Origin of the sequence: Lactovum miscens (assembly GCF_014202895.1) — a bacterium.
Taxonomy (GTDB): domain Bacteria; phylum Bacillota; class Bacilli; order Lactobacillales; family Streptococcaceae; genus Lactovum; species Lactovum miscens.
Window position 1 is genome coordinate 15,681 of sequence record NZ_JACHHV010000011.1, and the last position, 15,228, is coordinate 30,908.

Sequence of the window (15,228 nt, forward strand, 5' to 3'; positions counted from 1 at the left end):
ATCCACCACCGTATCCATTTGACGTAAGACGTGATCTTCTGGAGCAAATAAAAATAAAGAGAATATAACCAAATAGAGTTCGCAATTTCGGTTCCATTTTTTGATGCATCGAAATCCAAAAAAGCTTTGTATTTAGTGTCCTTGTACCACCTTAAAAGTATTAAAAAAGACAAAATCACATAGACTTTGTCTTCAATCAGAAACATGTGAATTCTTGCGCTTTTTAATCATTAATAATATTTACCTTATCTCCAAAGAGTTGCTGAGCAAGTTGAGAAATATCTTCTTTATCTTCATATTGAATCGCTTCTGTTTCTATTTGATCAGGCAAAACATCGGATGCTTCAGCTAAAATTTGACCAGTTCTGCGATTTGAAGCATATACCGCACGAATTTCTCGCCAATCTCCTTCAGCTAGAGTTAAAACTTCAGGTTGGAAACCACAAATATCGGAAATTGTAGAAGAAATAGTTCCTGTCAATTCTGGGTTTCCCACCAATAATTTGACTAGGTTTTCATGTTCAACAGTTAATATCAGAGCGCTTGTCGACGCCGCTGCCAGACGTGTTGACTTCAATACAGCTAAATCGCGAGGACTAGCACTTGCTCCAAGCACATCTCCCCAGGCTTCCTTTATTTTCGTGATTGCATCTGGATTTGCAACTGCTTCATCAAGAACTGCCAGAACGCGATCACGACTTACTCTCATAATAGAACTAGCTTTTGGTTTGGATTTCAAAATAGTCGCTGGCTCAACAGTCTCTTCTTCCTTAAATTCTTCTCCACGAGAGACCACAATATCAGACTGACTCGCCGCCGTTTGAGCCTTAATCCGACTTAGAGAAGGTTCAGTTTCAAGTAAAGCTACCTTGCTATCTGACAAACGCATTGTCATTACATCAGCAACTATCTTCGTTTGTGTAGTCTCTTTCAAAGCCTTTAAACTATCTATTGCAATATCTATCCAACGATAGAGCAATTTGTGCGAAATTTCTGATTTCTCATCAAATAGGAGGTCACGGAAATTACCAAGTAAATCCTCAGTAAAACGGAGCATGTTTTTACCTTCAGCAAAAATAGTATTTAACTGTTCAAGAGCCGACTTAGAATCTGCTTTCTCTAAGTAAGAGATATAATCAACTAGAGCCTGATTAGAGATTGCTCCAGTTACCAATAAAGCATCATTGAGGACCAGTTTCTCTTCCGAAAACGATAGAGCTTGATCAAGAAGGCTCAAAGCATCTCGCATTCCACCTTCGGCTGATCTTGCAATAACATCTAAAGCTTCAGTTTCATAACTTAAATTTTCATCTTCCATAACCTCTTGAAGATGCCCACTAATTTCTGCTGTGGAAATTGACTTAAACGCAAAGCGTTGAACACGTGAAATAATAGTTGCAGGAATTTTTTGGAGCTCAGTAGTTGCTAACACAAATACGACACCGGGCGTCGGTTCTTCCAGAGTTTTCAGTAAAGCGTTGAAAGCCCCTGCAGAAAGCATATGTACTTCATCAATAATATAGACTTTATACTTCGCAATCGCGGCTGCGTAGGTGGATTTATCACGAATTTCACGAATTTCATCAACTCCATTATTAGAGGCTGCATCAAGTTCAATAACATCCTCTAGTGTCCCTCTAGTAATTTCTGTACAAATGTCGCAGATATTACAAGGTTCTCCACCCACTTGATTTGGGCAATTAATTGCTTTAGCGAAAATTTTGGCTGCTGAAGTTTTTCCTGTTCCTCGTGGGCCAGAAAATAGGTAAGCGTGCGAAATCTGCTCATTCACAATAGCATTTTTTAAGGTTGTAGTTACTATCTCCTGACCAATCATGGAACCGAAAGTTTGTGATCGATATTTTCTATAAAGTGCCTGGTATGCCATTCACATCCCCTTCCGGAATATGATCATCGAACAATTCATCCTGACCATGATAGCCAAGTTCATCAAGGATTTCTGACATTGCGTCTCTTGCCATGATTTGTTCATCAATATCATTAGAATTATAAGTCTTTAAAGCTAAGCGCATTGCGTGCATTCTTGCCCTATCAATTGTAGCTTGGTTCACCTCTGCCGCCCCAAAGAAGATCTTGCGAACATGACTATCGAATAGCGACCAAGCAATAGCCAAATCGCATGCAGGGTCCCCCACAACAGCTTTTTCAAGTCCAAGAACTCCAGATAATTCGCCATCTTTAACAAAAATATTTTTAGCCACAAAATTACCATGTACCCAAACTTGTTTTTTTATAGCCTTTTTTGTTGCAAGATCAAAAGTCATTCCCATAAAATTTTTTGGCACAAGATTTTTAAAACCTGAAAGTAAGTCATTCATTTCCGCCTCAAAAAAGACGAGTTCTGAACCTGCAAAATAATTTTCAAAACTCGGTCTTGGAGCTACAATTGTTGAAAGATTTTGTAAATCATGTAAAAAATGTCCTAGATCACGCGCAAATTTTTTGGGATTCCCATAATTCCCGGGATTAACAGCTTTCCCATCCAAATTTGGAAATCTTGATTGAATAAATTCATCTATTACTTTCGTCATTTTCTTTCTCAACCTACACTAAAGAAATTAAAATCAGTCATTTCGACCAGTTTAGCTGCAAACTCTTCAAGATACTTGACATCTATTTCATCATAGTAAGCCACTGTTGAGGCATCCAGGTCTAGAACCCCAATTAATTTTTCATCCTTGATGAGTGGGACAACGATTTCAGACATGGCTCGTGAATCACAAGAAATATAGTTTTCGTATTCTTTAACATTTTCTACAACAACCGTTCGACGCTCAGCAGCAGACTGCCCGCATATGCCCTTCCCCAACTCAATTTCTACACAAGAAACAGAACCTTGAAATGGAGCCAAAATTAATTTTTCACCGTTGTAAAGATAAAATCCAGTGAAAACTTGATCTGGTAATGCTTCCCAAAGTACTGCCGAAGCATTTGAAAGATTTGAAATTGTATAATTTTGAGAACTTAAAAGTCCTTCTAACATTGGTGTTAAAAGCTCATACGCTTTAATTTTTTCAATCTTTTCCATAAATAAAATTATAGCACAAATGGCTAAAAATACATTAGATCCTCAACTAGATTATGTCTCTGAACTTACATTTAATGGGGTCTGCTTGTGACTTACTTGTGCTATAATTTTATTATGTATTTGGAAGAAATAAGAAATGAAATTAATTGCATTGACGAACAAATTGTAAAACTTTTAGAAGAAAGAATGGAACTCGTCAACCAAGTTGCAGAAATTAAAAAAAACTCTGAGGTAGCCATATTTGATTATAAACGTGAACAAAAGATCCTCGAAGGAGTTGCTTCTCAAGTTAAAAATAAGCGTTATGAGGAGGCAATTGTAGGAACCTTCTACGATATCATGAAGAACTCAAGAAAATATCAAAATAAAAAACTCGGATCTCAAGAGTAGGACCGAGTTTTTTCTTACATTTTTATTTTTCCAGCTAAGCTATCACGAATTGTCAAATATTCAACTTGTGGTAAGTCTAGAAGGAAAATCTTGCTATTTCCAAGCTTCTTTGAATCAAAAAGCGCCAAGATAAATGCTTTGATTTCCGATGTTCCTAAATTAAGACAGTTCACAAAAATTAAATGTTTCTTTGCTTCTAGCTTTGCTAAGTACCAATCGAAATCTGCTAATGTCAGCGCGACATCCTCGTTTTTTCTTTGAACTGAGATAAAGTCTTCATCGGAACTAGCCAAATTTTTAGCAATTGTTAATAGTTCACTAACATTTGATCTAGAGGCACCAGTTGTAGTGTCAAGATTTTCGGACTCATCCAACTCACGATAAGGTCCGCGATCAACCATTGGAATGGCTTGTATTTCACCATATACCATCTCAGACAATCTTGTCTGCAAATTATCTTTAAGTTCGCTCATATTTTTATCATACAACAATGCTCACAAACATTCAAAAAATCTGCACTTTAAAAGGAGCTATTGGCTCCTTTTAAAGTGTTTTGAAATAATCAATTTATAATTCTTAGTACAATTCTAAGTAATTGTCAATCTCCCAGCGTGATACAAATTGTGCATAAGAAGCCCATTCAATACGCTTCGCCTCGACAAAATTAGCTAATACATGATCCCCAAGCGCTTCAGTAACAACCGCATCTTCTTGGAGGGCTTTAACAGCATTATGCAAAGTAGATGGTAAATCTGTAATGCCATGCGCTTTACGTTCTGCCTCAGACATCATATATATGTTCTCTTCAATTGCTGCAGGTGCTTGCAATTTATCATTAATTCCGTCAAGTCCTGATGCAAGTAGCACTGAAAGCACCAAATATGGATTTGCCGTTGGATCTACCGAGCGAAGTTCAACGCGTGTTGACATACCACGCGATGCAGGAACACGAATCAATGGTGAACGATTGCGACCAGCCCAAGCCACATAAACTGGTGCTTCATATCCTGGGACAAGACGTTTGTAGCTATTCACTGTAGGGTTAGAGATGGCTGTGAAGTTATAGGCATGCTTCAAAAGTCCTGCAATAAAACTTTGCGCAACATCTGACAATCCCATATCACCTGCAGGATCTGCAAAAGCATTTTTTCCATCCGCAGTAAAAAGAGACATGTTACAATGCATACCTGATCCATTAATTCCTTGAACAGGTTTTGCCATAAAGCTAGCATGTAAGCCATGTGCACGAGCAACAGTACGAACAACTAGTTTGAAAATTTGAATGTTGTCACAAGCTTTTAAAACATTTTCATATTTAAAATCAATTTCATGTTGACCAATCGCAACTTCATGATGCGAAGCTTCTACTTCAAATCCAAGCGAAGTCAAAACGTTCACAATTTCACGACGTGTATTTCCAGCTAAATCAGTTGGTGCAAGATCAAAGTACGACCCCTTATCATTAACTTCAAGAGTTGGGTTTCCATTCTCATCAAGTTTGAAAAGGAAAAATTCTGGTTCAGGTCCAAGGTTAAAACTCTTAAATCCAACCTTTTCCATCTTCTTAAGGTTACGTTTCAAAACACCACGTGGATCACCTGCAAAAGGTTCACCATCTGGGGTATAGACATCACAAATAACACCGGCAACTTTTCCATATTCATCTCCCCAAGGGAAAACAATCCAAGTATCAAGATCAGGATAGAGAAGCATGTCTGATTCATTAATTCGAACGAAGCCCTCAATTGAGCTTCCATCAAACATCATCTTATTTTCAAAGAGTTTATCCAACTGCTCTTCGGTCGCTGGAACTTCAACATTCTTTAATGTTCCTAAAATATCAGTGAACATAAGCCTAAGGAATTTAATTCCTTTTTCTTTAACATCACGACGAATGTCCGCTTCAGTAATTACCATTTTCTCTTCTCCTTTTTTAACTAAATTTAAAATCTAGGCTGGTTGAATGTGGTACTGTCATTCCGATAGAAATTTGATTGAATTTCTAGTTCATGACGAAGTGCCCTTGAGATTTCTTCTTGGGTGGGCTGTTTTTGAGCGATTGTTTGCCTCCGTTTCAGAATTCTTTTAACATCCACCATCGAGTTTGCACTCTGAAGGATATCTTTGATTTCTAGTAACTTATCAATATCATATAATGAATAAAGACGGTGATTCCCACCTGTCCGTTCGGGAATCACCAAGTCTTGTGCCTCATAATATCGAATCTGACGAGCAGACAACCCTGTAAGCTTTATTACAGTTGACATGGGTAAAACTGCCATGTTTTTTCTAAGCTCACTTTCTTTCATGATTTGAGTTTACGATATTTCATATTTTAAGTCAAGAGATAAAACCATTCCATGTAACATAATATAACATCATCATTTTTATAATATAAATTACTCACCTAAGTGAGTAATTTAAAATGTCTATTAACTTTCCCAACTAAAGAACCAAAAATTCTTTTTCTTTGGTAACTCTTTTTCTTCAAACTTCCTAATAAAAATCTCTGATGTCCGTCCTGTTTGAAGTTCTAAATTTTGAAGAAAATCAAGAACTTTATTTTTTTCATTTTCAAAATCATTACTTTTAATAAGTTTCTTCGCATCAGAATTGTCAAACCTTTGATAAGGAATTTGATAATCTAGAAGCCAGGATAATCGGTTTTTCAAAGAAACAAGGGAGCTTGGTGAAACCAGAAAACCATCAATTCGTCTGGCAACTTTTGAAAAATCTTTTTCCTGGAGCATTGACATATGCCCAAACAAAAAACGAACTTCAAAATCCTCAATTGGTTGGTAATCATACAGCTCAGATAGGCTAAATTTTTGATGGACAGTGCGAATTTCCAATTCATCAAGAAACTTAAATATTTCTTGCCAGTACGGTTCAGCATGCCCTGCACCTGCTACAAAAATTTCCAAATCTTTATCAGAAGATTTATTGGTAGTTGAATTTGGAGACTGATAGCCCCGCCAAAGATCAAGCTCGATTAACATTCCTCTTAAAATATTATAAGCTCCGGTTCCATTCATCATTCCAAAAAGCTTTCTTGGAAGAGTTTCTACAACAGACGGATAATCCTTCAAATATTCCTTTACCGTTGCTGTCAAATAGTTCGATTGAGGTGCAACAAATATGACATCAAATAATTCTCCAAATTCAACGGCATTATAAGGATGAATACTATCGATTCCTCCGTAAGCAAAAACCATATCATACATGGAACCATAGGCCCGGCTCTTTTGGAACACCTGGTCAATTGACGCGAATGCAGCCGTCATGTTTTCATCATTCTCATTGATTTCTTTTACAATTCTCTGGCAAAACATACTTGAGCTTGCACCACCCGAACAACCTACAAAAATAAACAAGATCTACCTCTCAAAAATAATGTGAAATCAAATTGCTGGTAAAGGATAACCCAGATGTTCATAAGCCTTTTTTGTAGCTCGACGACCTTGTTTCGTCCGAATTATAAAGCCATGTTGAATCAGATAGGGCTCATACATATCTTCTACCGTTTCTGTTTCTTCCGAAATCGCCACAGACAAAGTCCCCAGCCCAACAGGGCCACCATTATAAAGTTCAATCATAGTTCTTAGTAATTTTTGATCCACATAATCAAGGCCTTCTGAATCTACATCTAGCATTTTAAGTGCAAGATCTGAGATTTCACGGTCAATAATTCCTTCACCTTTAATCTGGGAATAATCCCGCACACGTTTTAAAAGACGATTTGCTATACGTGGGGTTCCTCGGCTCCGTAGAGCAATTTCATGAGCCCCATCCTCTGCAATTTCTGTTACAAAAATCTCGGCCGTACGTTTGGTGATTGTTTCCAAATCTTCAATCGTGTAGTACTCCATATGTGCAGAAATTCCAAAACGAGCACGTAAAGGATTGGATAGCATACCAGCCCTAGTAGTAGCACCAACCAAAGTGAAGGGTGGCAATTCCAAATGCACTGAACGAGAGCCATCGCCTGATCCCAGCATAATATCAATATAAAAATCTTCCATAGCACTATAAAGAACTTCTTCTACATTCATTGGCATACGGTGAATTTCATCAATAAAGAGAACATCACCCGGTTCAAGTTCATTAAGTAGCGCCACCAAATCCCCCGGTTTTTCAATTGCTGGTCCGGAAGTTTGCTTAATATTCACACCTAATTCATTAGCTATGACAAATGCCATGGTTGTTTTCCCTAAACCTGGAGGGCCAAAGAGCAAAACATGATCTAGTGCTTCTTCACGTTTTTTTGCGGCTGCAATGAAAATCTCAAGTTGTTCCTTGACCTTGTCCTGACCGATATACTGAGCAAAACTTTTTGGACGAAGAGATTGTTCAAGAATAATCTCCCCATTTATTATTTCCGAATTTAAATTTTCGTTCATGGTGGTTCAATTATACACTTTTTCGATATCTAAAAGCACTGCTCATAGCACCAATATACTTCAAATTTATTACTCCCTTCTCAAAATTTGGAGTATAATCGAAGGGTGTTAACGATTACTTTATTACTTATTGGAGGCATATTAGCTGGAATACTTGCCAGTGTAACTGGCATGGCTTCTCTAGTATCATATCCAATTCTTCTCGCGACTGGGCTTTCGCCTATAGTTGCAAATGTAACAAATACTGCTGGCTTAATATTTTCAGGTCTTGGTTCGAGTATCTCATCTCGCCGGGAACTAAAATTTAGCTTTAAAGATTTAATATGGATCTTACCAACTGCTATTTTTGGAAGTTTATCTGGTTGTATTCTCTTACTGACTTTTCCTAACAAGGTTTTTGAAAAAGTAGTTCCATTTATGATTCTTGGTGCCGCTATTTTTTTTGTTTTCCAACCCCTATTAAAAAAGGCCTCCACTGGCAACGCTCAAGAGGTAAGGGTCAAGAAATCCCTATTTAATTTGATTGCCATTTTTCTCATTGGTACTTATGGGGGATACTTTGGTGCTGCTAGTGGTGTATTTATGCTTCTGGTCTTTAGTCTAACCGAAGGTATGAGTCTCCTTGCGGCCAACGCTTTAAAAAATGTCACTATGGGAATTACAAATTTAGTTGCGACCATTGTTTTTATATTCTTTGGTCATATTAATTGGCTATTTGGACTGACAATGGGAGCAGGATTTATGATCGGAGGTTACATCGGTCCTGCAATTGCGCGTAAACTCCCAAAAACTTTTCTACGCTGGTTAATCATTATTGGAGCCTTTATTCTTGCAGGCTATATGTTTAAAATTGCCTACTTATAATTTAGATTTTTAAAGCGTAATGAAAAAAATCATCCATAAATGATTTTTTTTTAATTTATTTAATCAATAACTTCAAAGCTAACTTAATATATGACTCAGCTGATCCATTGGTTTCTGCCTCTAGGCTTGGAATGATTTTCTTTAACTCTACACCCTTATAGCCCAATGCCTCAAGAGCTTCAAGAGCTTCCCCCAGTTCTTGATTTCCAATTACCTTGGCAACTTGATTCAAAGTTTGTGGAACAAATTTGCCAGCCAGGTCCAAGACCATTTGACTTGCAGTTTTTTTCCCAACACCCGGAAATTTTGTTAAATAAGTAATGTCTGAATTATCAATAGCGTTTACAAGGCCAACATTATCAGCTCTTGCAATAATTGCTAAAGCTGACTTTGGACCAATTCCTGAAACAGAAATCAGCTTTAGAAAAACTTCTTTTTCTTCCTCGTTGACAAACCCGTAAAGTGTCTGTGCATCTTCACGCACAACCTGATGGACATAGACTTTCTTGCTGGTATTTACGTCCCAACTATAAGGATTAGCCACGCTAAGTAAATAACCTACTCCCATGACATCAAGCACTATGTAAGTTGGTTTGATTTTGGTAATTGTACCCAAAAGATATTCGTACATGTTCTCCTCTTATTTTCTTGCTGGTAAGTTTGCTAGTCCCTTGTTTCTCAATCACTCAAGCTATTTAACCTAGCAGATGAATGACTGGCTTGAATACGACGAAACATCTTCTCCACCTCAGTGCTAGTAAATTTTACCAATGCAGGTCGCCCATGAGGACAGTTATATGGATTCTCACATTGCGACAACTGTCTTAATAAGTCTCGTGCTCCTTCAGGATCAATCGGATCGTGCGCTTTGATACTTGATTTACAGGCAATCATGATTGCCAGATTCTCCCGATACTTTTTAACTGAGGTTTCTTTATCATTCAGCAATAAGTCAATCAACTCATAAGTGGCACTTTCAATTTCACCTTCTCTCATCCAAATCGGATGTTCACGCAATATAAGCTGAGAGTTTCCATATTCCTCTAAATAGAGACCTGCTTCTTCTAATTCTGACTTTCGCAAAAGCACGCGTTGAAAATCATTTTTTGGCAAATCAATTAAAAGAGGCAAAAGTAAGTTTTGCTGTTCATAATTTACCTCTCCGATTTTGTCACGCCAATACTCATACTTTACCCGCTCCTGTGCTGCATGTTGATCGACAATGTAAAATGCATCTGGTGATTGGCAAAGAAGATAAGTACTGTGAAGTTGAGCCAAATATTGAAGTTCTGGGAAAGTCTGATTGGCATTTGAAACACCTACTGAAGAGGTACTAGCTCTTTCAAACGGACTTGAATCCAAACTAAGCAACAGCTCTTTTTCTGTCAAAAAATTGTTAAGCTTTTCTTCTACTGGTTGCTTATATGAGGTGAAAGGTGTGCTTTTTTCTGATAGATTTGGAACCTTTTCAGCTTGCGCAAAATTTTGGGGGTCAAAAACTTCATTTAGATTCCTGTTTTCCAACATCCCAGCACGGGTTTGGGACAAATTTTCTAAGGCCAAAGGTATTAAAGTTTTCTCAGATAATGTCTTGCGAATTGATTCAGAAATTAACTGCATCAACTCATCACCTTTAGTAAATTTCACTTCTAGTTTATTTGGGTGAACATTAACATCTACTATTTGAGGTGACATTTGGATGTTCAAAACAACCAATGGAAAACGACCTACCATTAATTTAGTTCCATAACCTTTAATAATTGCACGATTGATTTCCAAATTCCTAATATAGCGACCATTCAACAATATTGAAATATAATTTCGACTCGCTCGTGTTAACTCAGGCAACGAGATATAACCTTGAATTTTATAATCTAAGTCTTCAGCCGAAATATCGATAATTTTCCGAGCATTTGCAATTCCATAGATTTGAGCGATTGTTTGACGCAAATCTCCTGAGCCAGTCGTTTGAACAATTGGTTTATTCTCACTAATTAAAGTAAAACTTGTTTCGGGGTGTGCCAGACTTTCACGATTAATAATATCCGTAATATGGTAATTTTCAACTTGGAGCGAATGAACAAATTTTAGTCGAGCTGGTGTATTGAAGAAGAGCTTTTTTATCGAAATTCTAGTCCCCTTAATTTTTGCCATCGCTTCGAGAAGCTCAACTTTCCCCCCTTTAGCAACTAAACGACTACCTGAAAGTTCCTTTTCAGTTGAAGTTTCTATTGTCAATTCAGAAATTGAAGCAATCGATGCAAGAGCTTCACCACGAAAGCCCAAAGTACGAATTCGATCTAGGTCCGCACTTGTTTTTATTTTACTGGTCGCATGACTGAGCAGTGCAATTGGCAAGTCGTCAGCCTCAATTCCTGAGCCATTGTCGATAATCTCAATCAGATTAAGACCCGCTTCTTCAACACTAACTCGAATTTTTTTTGCTCCCGAATCAATTGAGTTTTCAATTAACTCTTTGACAGCAGAGGCTGGCCTGTCAACTACCTCACCGGCTGAAATTTTATTGGCCAATTCTTCTGGGAGTTCTTTTATTATACCCATTTTGAAAACTCCTCCTCGCATTCCTTTTTTACTTGAAAAAAGTTCTGATTCTATTTTTGAAATAATTTACAACAATTCTTTTAGCTTGACCAATTGGTTCATCGCTTCAATTGGTGTCATATTCATTATATCAAGAGCCTCCAAAGCTATTTCAACTTCTGATTCCTTTGAATCAAAAGTGAAAAGTTCCATTTGCTCTGAATTTCCTGAGTTGACGAGATTAGGAGATTGATTCTCAAGCTTTTGGAGAATCACATCAGCTCTTGTCAACAAGTCATTTGGCAATCCTGCAATTTTAGCAACATGAATACCATAGGACTTATCTGCAGGACCATCTGAAATCTTATGCAAAAAGACAACTTCACCATTCTGTTCCAAAGTAGAAACGTGGACATTAGTCAAGTCTTTTAAAGTTTTGTCAAGGCTTGTCAACTCATGATAATGAGTTGCAAAAAGAGTCTTGGCATGAATATGATCATGAATATATTCAATAATGGCCTGAGCCAATGCCATACCATCATATGTTGCAGTCCCCCGGCCAAGTTCATCAAACAGGATCAACGAGTTAGCAGTTGCATGTTGAATTGCTTGATTTGCCTCTGACATTTCGACCATAAAGGTAGATTCACCACCAATTAAATTATCTGAGGCACCTATCCGCGTAAAAATTGCATCAAAAACTGGCATCTCTGCTGCTTCAGCAGGCAAATAAGATCCGATTTGAGCCAAAATCACGAGCAATGCAAATTGTCGCATGTAGGTCGATTTTCCGGACATATTCGGTCCAGTAATCAGTTGAATATTTGTCCCATCAAATAAATGAATATCGTTTGCAACATATTCTTGATCTCCCATGACGGCTTCAATTACTGCATGACGTCCCTTATCAATTTTTACTTCATGTGAGGTCTCATTTAGCAGCGGGCAAGTATAGTTATACTTTTCAGCTACTGTTGCCAAACTCTGTAAGCAATCAATCTCGGCCACTGTTGCAGCAAGAACTTGTAATCGATTTATATACTTTATAATTTGTTCTCGAACTTTTTGGAAAAGAGTATATTCCAAATTTGAAGATTTTTCTTGAGCTTCTAAAACAGTTATTTCAATTGCCTCAAGATCTGGCGTAGTGTAACGAGTCGCGCTTTTCAGAGCCTTTTTGTAGATAAAATAACTGGGTACTCGATCAAGTTGAGAATTCGTGACATGGAAATAAAAGCCATCTTGACGATTATATTCAATCTTCAAGCCAGAAATCCCAGTTTTTTCCTTTTCTTTAGCTTCCAGTTCAAGCCGCCAAGTATTTCCTTCTGTTAAGGCTTCACGATACTTATCAAGTTGTGCATTATAGCCTTTCTTGATAATGCCACCTTCGGTAATACTGCGTTGCGCATTTTCATCAATAGCGGCATTAATTAGGTTTGAAAGCTCTGGAATCTCATCCAAATTGGATATTATATCCAGAAGCAACTCACTTCCCATGACTTTCATCACATTGCGAATTGCTGGAACATTTGACAATGAATTAGAAAGTTGCAACAAGTCAATTGGGACGGCTTTACCAAAAGATACCCTGGAAGCCAAACGTTCCAGATCATAAACACCTTTTAAAGCCTCAATCAAGTCGGCTCGTTCAAAAAAGTTTTCAATGAGTGCGGTAACAATTCCTTGACGCTTCTGAATTCGAGCTAAATCGATCAGGGGATGTTCAATCCAAGATTTAAGCATTCGCGTTCCCATGGCAGTCTTTGTCGCATCAAGTAACCCATACAAGGTCCCAAACTTCTTCCCATCGCGCTTATTTATAGTAAGCTCCAGTGCAGTCTTTGTTGCATAGTCCATTTGAAGAAAATCTGCGATTTCATAATGAACAGCCTCCTGAATATGAGTCAAATCTCTTAGCTGAGTCCGTGACACATAATTCATAAGTTTTTCGCAAACATCTTCACCTGTGAATTCTTCTGAAATTAGGAGATTGTGTTGCTTTGTCAAAACTTCTCTCTGTTCATCAGAGAGATTAAACCCAACCACGACCTCACGTGCTCTTAAAGAAGCAATTTCACCACAAACAGCTGCAAAATTTACCAACTCGGTTCTTTTAAATTCACCCGTTGCCAAATCCAAATAAGCCAACGTAAAATTATCTGCCACTTTATCAATTCCGACCAGGAAGTTGTTATCACTTGAAGAAAGAGTGTCAACTGTTGTTCCAGGTGTAATTACCTGAGTCACACCACGTTTAACAACCCCAATTGCATCTTTGGGATTTTCTAATTGGTCAGCTATTGCTACTTTATAGCCAAGATTAACTAATTTCTCAACATATTCCATGACCGATTTATGAGGTACACCCGCCATTGGAATGGGATTATCCGCATTTTTATTGCGTGAAGTCAAAGTTAATTCTAAAATCTGGGCAGCATTTACCGCATCCTCATAAAATAGCTCATAAAAATCTCCCATTCGAAAAAGCAAAAAGGCGTCTGGATAATCTTTTTTGACGTCTAAATATTGTTGCATACCTGGTGATATTTTTTCCTGTGTTATAAAATCCATTAATTTTAATTATAACATTAATGAAAGTAAAACAAAATCTAACTGAATGAATTCAAAGTGTCGCATCTTCTTTAAACAAATTGTTTGAGTGATCTTGCTATTTTAAGATTCAGTAGAAATAATAGATTGCAAGTTTACGGTTTCTAGTCATGTCAGAGAGTGTTAATATTACTTTGCTAAAGAGTTGGATTTCTTCTTTTAACTGTTTTGAAACATGAAGTTGAAAATTCTCATAAAAGCGTTCCACTTTAAGTATGACAAGGACTGTTATGGTTATGCAGTTTTGTTTTACCTTTTTTACCCAATAAGAGTAAAAAAAATAGCCTATTGTCTCACCTTAAGGGAGGATAATAGGCAAAACATCTTTCATCTCGGCATTAAAAACTCAAACTTTTCAATGCTACGCCATAAATTACGTTTCAAATTATCAGTTTATATTAAGTTCTCTCATTTTAAGATTTTTATAATCTCTGTTTTATAGAGTCGTCTTGTTTCTTCAATGGGAAGCTTCCATAGCAAGTAAGCCATCATTGACTTTACGCTCGATTTCTCCGGTAACATATGTTAAGAGATCATCTGTGTCTATCATTTTATTAACATAATTCTGCACTTCTGAATTTAACTTCAAAGTTTTTTCAAGCCTTTGAGCTTGGAAAGAGGTTTCTTTGAAGGCTTGAAACTTTCCAATCTGTTTAAATAAAATTGCGTCTTTCTGAAGTTTTTTCATCAACTGATAATCTGACCAAAGTTTCTCATCAGATCGAAGTAACTCTTCAGAACGCTTAAATTCCTGAACATAATCAAGTTCAGAAATTAATTCAGACAGTTTTTTTGAGAGCATCTTGAATTTCTTTCAAAAGAGCATTAGCTGAATCAACACTATCGCAAACTATAAAAAGCGTATCCGCTCCTGCTAAAGTTCCAAGAATTTCTGCTTTATTTTGGCCATCAATCTCATCTGCTAAGATTGATGCCTCTCCAAGTTCTGTGCGGCAAATCACCATAAACATGACACTTTGAGCGGAGAGTATCTGAGAACGATATGTGATATTGAGATTTATTAGTCTTTGGTTTGAATTATAAATTCCATAGAAATTCTCATTACCGTGTCGAAATTTCACAATTCCCAATTCACTTATATCGCGAGAAAGAGTTGCCTGTGTAGCCTTAACCCCAAGTTCTCCAAGTTCTTTTGAGAGCTCAGCCTGTGTAGAAATGTGTTTTTCTTTTATAACATCTATTATAAGTTGGCGTCGATCTTCTTGTGTTTGTTTACCAATTTTCATTTCCAATATTATACCATAATTTATGATATAATAATCACAAAAAAGCTGTATTTTACAGCTATTTTGAGTATTTTTATGATCAATATATTTAGAATTTTCAGCTTCTTATTTTGTAACCTTTCAA

15 protein-coding genes are annotated in these 15,228 nt (G+C 37.0%); 2 read left to right on the top strand and 13 right to left on the bottom strand.

Going from position 1 to position 15,228, the window contains the following annotated elements:
• Positions 1 to 223: 223 nt before the first annotated feature.
• Genes dnaX through HNQ37_RS04115 form a run of 3 tightly spaced genes read right to left on the bottom strand, consistent with a single transcriptional unit; the run spans position 224 to position 3,049 of the window.
• Positions 224 to 1,888: a DNA polymerase III subunit gamma/tau gene (gene dnaX / locus HNQ37_RS04105; protein ID WP_183539564.1), complete on the bottom strand. Its 1,665-nt coding sequence runs from the start codon at positions 1,886 to 1,888 to the stop codon at positions 224 to 226.
• Positions 1,866 to 2,552, bottom strand: coding sequence for a phosphotransferase (locus tag HNQ37_RS04110; RefSeq protein WP_183539565.1), 687 nt, complete (start codon positions 2,550 to 2,552; stop codon positions 1,866 to 1,868). The genes dnaX and HNQ37_RS04110 overlap by 23 nt, the downstream gene beginning before the upstream one ends.
• An 8-nt stretch (positions 2,553 to 2,560) precedes the next feature.
• The gene (locus HNQ37_RS04115) at positions 2,561 to 3,049 is read right to left on the bottom strand and encodes a GAF domain-containing protein (protein ID WP_183539566.1); all 489 of its coding nucleotides are present in this window, start codon (positions 3,047 to 3,049) and stop codon (positions 2,561 to 2,563) included.
• A 114-nt stretch (positions 3,050 to 3,163) separates the two neighbouring features.
• On the opposite strand from HNQ37_RS04115, the gene HNQ37_RS04120 reads away from it, so the two are divergent.
• Entirely contained in the window at positions 3,164 to 3,439 is a 276-nt protein-coding gene (locus HNQ37_RS04120; protein ID WP_183539568.1) for a chorismate mutase, read from the top strand.
• Between the two features lie 14 nt (positions 3,440 to 3,453).
• Here the strand turns inward: HNQ37_RS04120 and HNQ37_RS04125 are convergent, their stop codons facing one another.
• The 5 genes from HNQ37_RS04125 to ruvB form a co-directional block, all read right to left on the bottom strand.
• Positions 3,454 to 3,912, bottom strand: coding sequence for a hypothetical protein (locus HNQ37_RS04125; RefSeq protein ID WP_183539570.1), 459 nt, complete (start codon positions 3,910 to 3,912; stop codon positions 3,454 to 3,456).
• Between the two features lie 103 nt (positions 3,913 to 4,015).
• A complete protein-coding gene (gene glnA / locus HNQ37_RS04130; RefSeq protein WP_183539572.1) occupies positions 4,016 to 5,356 on the bottom strand; it encodes a type I glutamate--ammonia ligase in 1,341 nt (446 codons plus the stop codon).
• A 26-nt stretch (positions 5,357 to 5,382) separates the two neighbouring features.
• Positions 5,383 to 5,748 carry a MerR family transcriptional regulator gene (locus HNQ37_RS04135; protein ID WP_183539574.1) on the bottom strand — a complete coding sequence of 122 codons (366 nt, stop codon included), beginning with the start codon at positions 5,746 to 5,748 and terminating at the stop codon, positions 5,383 to 5,385.
• 123 nt (positions 5,749 to 5,871) lie between these two features.
• Positions 5,872 to 6,813, bottom strand: coding sequence for a PTS sugar transporter subunit IIB (locus HNQ37_RS04140; RefSeq protein WP_183539576.1), 942 nt, complete (start codon positions 6,811 to 6,813; stop codon positions 5,872 to 5,874).
• 27 nt (positions 6,814 to 6,840) lie between these two features.
• Positions 6,841 to 7,839, bottom strand: coding sequence for a Holliday junction branch migration DNA helicase RuvB (gene ruvB, locus HNQ37_RS04145; protein WP_183539578.1), 999 nt, complete (start codon positions 7,837 to 7,839; stop codon positions 6,841 to 6,843).
• A 105-nt stretch (positions 7,840 to 7,944) separates the two neighbouring features.
• On the opposite strand from ruvB, the gene HNQ37_RS04150 reads away from it, so the two are divergent.
• The gene (locus HNQ37_RS04150) at positions 7,945 to 8,703 is read left to right on the top strand and encodes a sulfite exporter TauE/SafE family protein (protein ID WP_331035932.1); all 759 of its coding nucleotides are present in this window, start codon (positions 7,945 to 7,947) and stop codon (positions 8,701 to 8,703) included.
• A 55-nt stretch (positions 8,704 to 8,758) separates the two neighbouring features.
• Here the strand turns inward: HNQ37_RS04150 and ruvA are convergent, their stop codons facing one another.
• The 5 genes from ruvA to HNQ37_RS04175 all read right to left on the bottom strand — a co-directional run bounded on the left by ruvA (position 8,759) and on the right by HNQ37_RS04175 (position 15,104).
• Positions 8,759 to 9,334: a Holliday junction branch migration protein RuvA gene (gene ruvA, locus HNQ37_RS04155; RefSeq protein WP_183539580.1), complete on the bottom strand. Its 576-nt coding sequence runs from the start codon at positions 9,332 to 9,334 to the stop codon at positions 8,759 to 8,761.
• Positions 9,335 to 9,381: 47 nt separating this feature from the next.
• A complete protein-coding gene (mutL, locus tag HNQ37_RS04160) occupies positions 9,382 to 11,265 on the bottom strand; it encodes a DNA mismatch repair endonuclease MutL (protein ID WP_183539582.1) in 1,884 nt (627 codons plus the stop codon).
• Between the two features lie 66 nt (positions 11,266 to 11,331).
• Positions 11,332 to 13,818: a DNA mismatch repair protein MutS gene (mutS, locus tag HNQ37_RS04165; protein ID WP_183539584.1), complete on the bottom strand. Its 2,487-nt coding sequence runs from the start codon at positions 13,816 to 13,818 to the stop codon at positions 11,332 to 11,334.
• 496 nt (positions 13,819 to 14,314) lie between these two features.
• The gene (locus tag HNQ37_RS04170; RefSeq protein ID WP_183539586.1) at positions 14,315 to 14,659 is read right to left on the bottom strand and encodes a YlbF family regulator; all 345 of its coding nucleotides are present in this window, start codon (positions 14,657 to 14,659) and stop codon (positions 14,315 to 14,317) included.
• The gene (locus tag HNQ37_RS04175; protein ID WP_183539589.1) at positions 14,637 to 15,104 is read right to left on the bottom strand and encodes an arginine repressor; all 468 of its coding nucleotides are present in this window, start codon (positions 15,102 to 15,104) and stop codon (positions 14,637 to 14,639) included. The genes HNQ37_RS04170 and HNQ37_RS04175 overlap by 23 nt, the downstream gene beginning before the upstream one ends.
• Positions 15,105 to 15,228 lie beyond the last annotated feature (124 nt).

Bases quoted from the DNA above. Each gene is read 5' to 3' on its own strand.
- dnaX (WP_183539564.1), bottom strand. From the start codon at position 1,888: ATGGCATACCAGGCACTTTATAGAAAATATCGATCACAAACTTTCGGT.
- HNQ37_RS04110 (WP_183539565.1), bottom strand. From the start codon at position 2,552: ATGACGAAAGTAATAGATGAATTTATTCAATCAAGATTTCCAAATTTG.
- HNQ37_RS04115 (WP_183539566.1), bottom strand. From the start codon at position 3,049: ATGGAAAAGATTGAAAAAATTAAAGCGTATGAGCTTTTAACACCAATG.
- HNQ37_RS04120 (WP_183539568.1), top strand. From the start codon at position 3,164: ATGTATTTGGAAGAAATAAGAAATGAAATTAATTGCATTGACGAACAA.
- HNQ37_RS04125 (WP_183539570.1), bottom strand. From the start codon at position 3,912: ATGAGCGAACTTAAAGATAATTTGCAGACAAGATTGTCTGAGATGGTA.
- glnA (WP_183539572.1), bottom strand. From the start codon at position 5,356: ATGGTAATTACTGAAGCGGACATTCGTCGTGATGTTAAAGAAAAAGGA.
- HNQ37_RS04135 (WP_183539574.1), bottom strand. From the start codon at position 5,748: ATGAAAGAAAGTGAGCTTAGAAAAAACATGGCAGTTTTACCCATGTCA.
- ruvB (WP_183539578.1), bottom strand. From the start codon at position 7,839: ATGAACGAAAATTTAAATTCGGAAATAATAAATGGGGAGATTATTCTT.
- ruvA (WP_183539580.1), bottom strand. From the start codon at position 9,334: ATGTACGAATATCTTTTGGGTACAATTACCAAAATCAAACCAACTTAC.
- mutL (WP_183539582.1), bottom strand. From the start codon at position 11,265: ATGGGTATAATAAAAGAACTCCCAGAAGAATTGGCCAATAAAATTTCA.
- mutS (WP_183539584.1), bottom strand. From the start codon at position 13,818: ATGGATTTTATAACACAGGAAAAAATATCACCAGGTATGCAACAATAT.
- HNQ37_RS04170 (WP_183539586.1), bottom strand. From the start codon at position 14,659: ATGCTCTCAAAAAAACTGTCTGAATTAATTTCTGAACTTGATTATGTT.
- HNQ37_RS04175 (WP_183539589.1), bottom strand. From the start codon at position 15,104: ATGAAAATTGGTAAACAAACACAAGAAGATCGACGCCAACTTATAATA.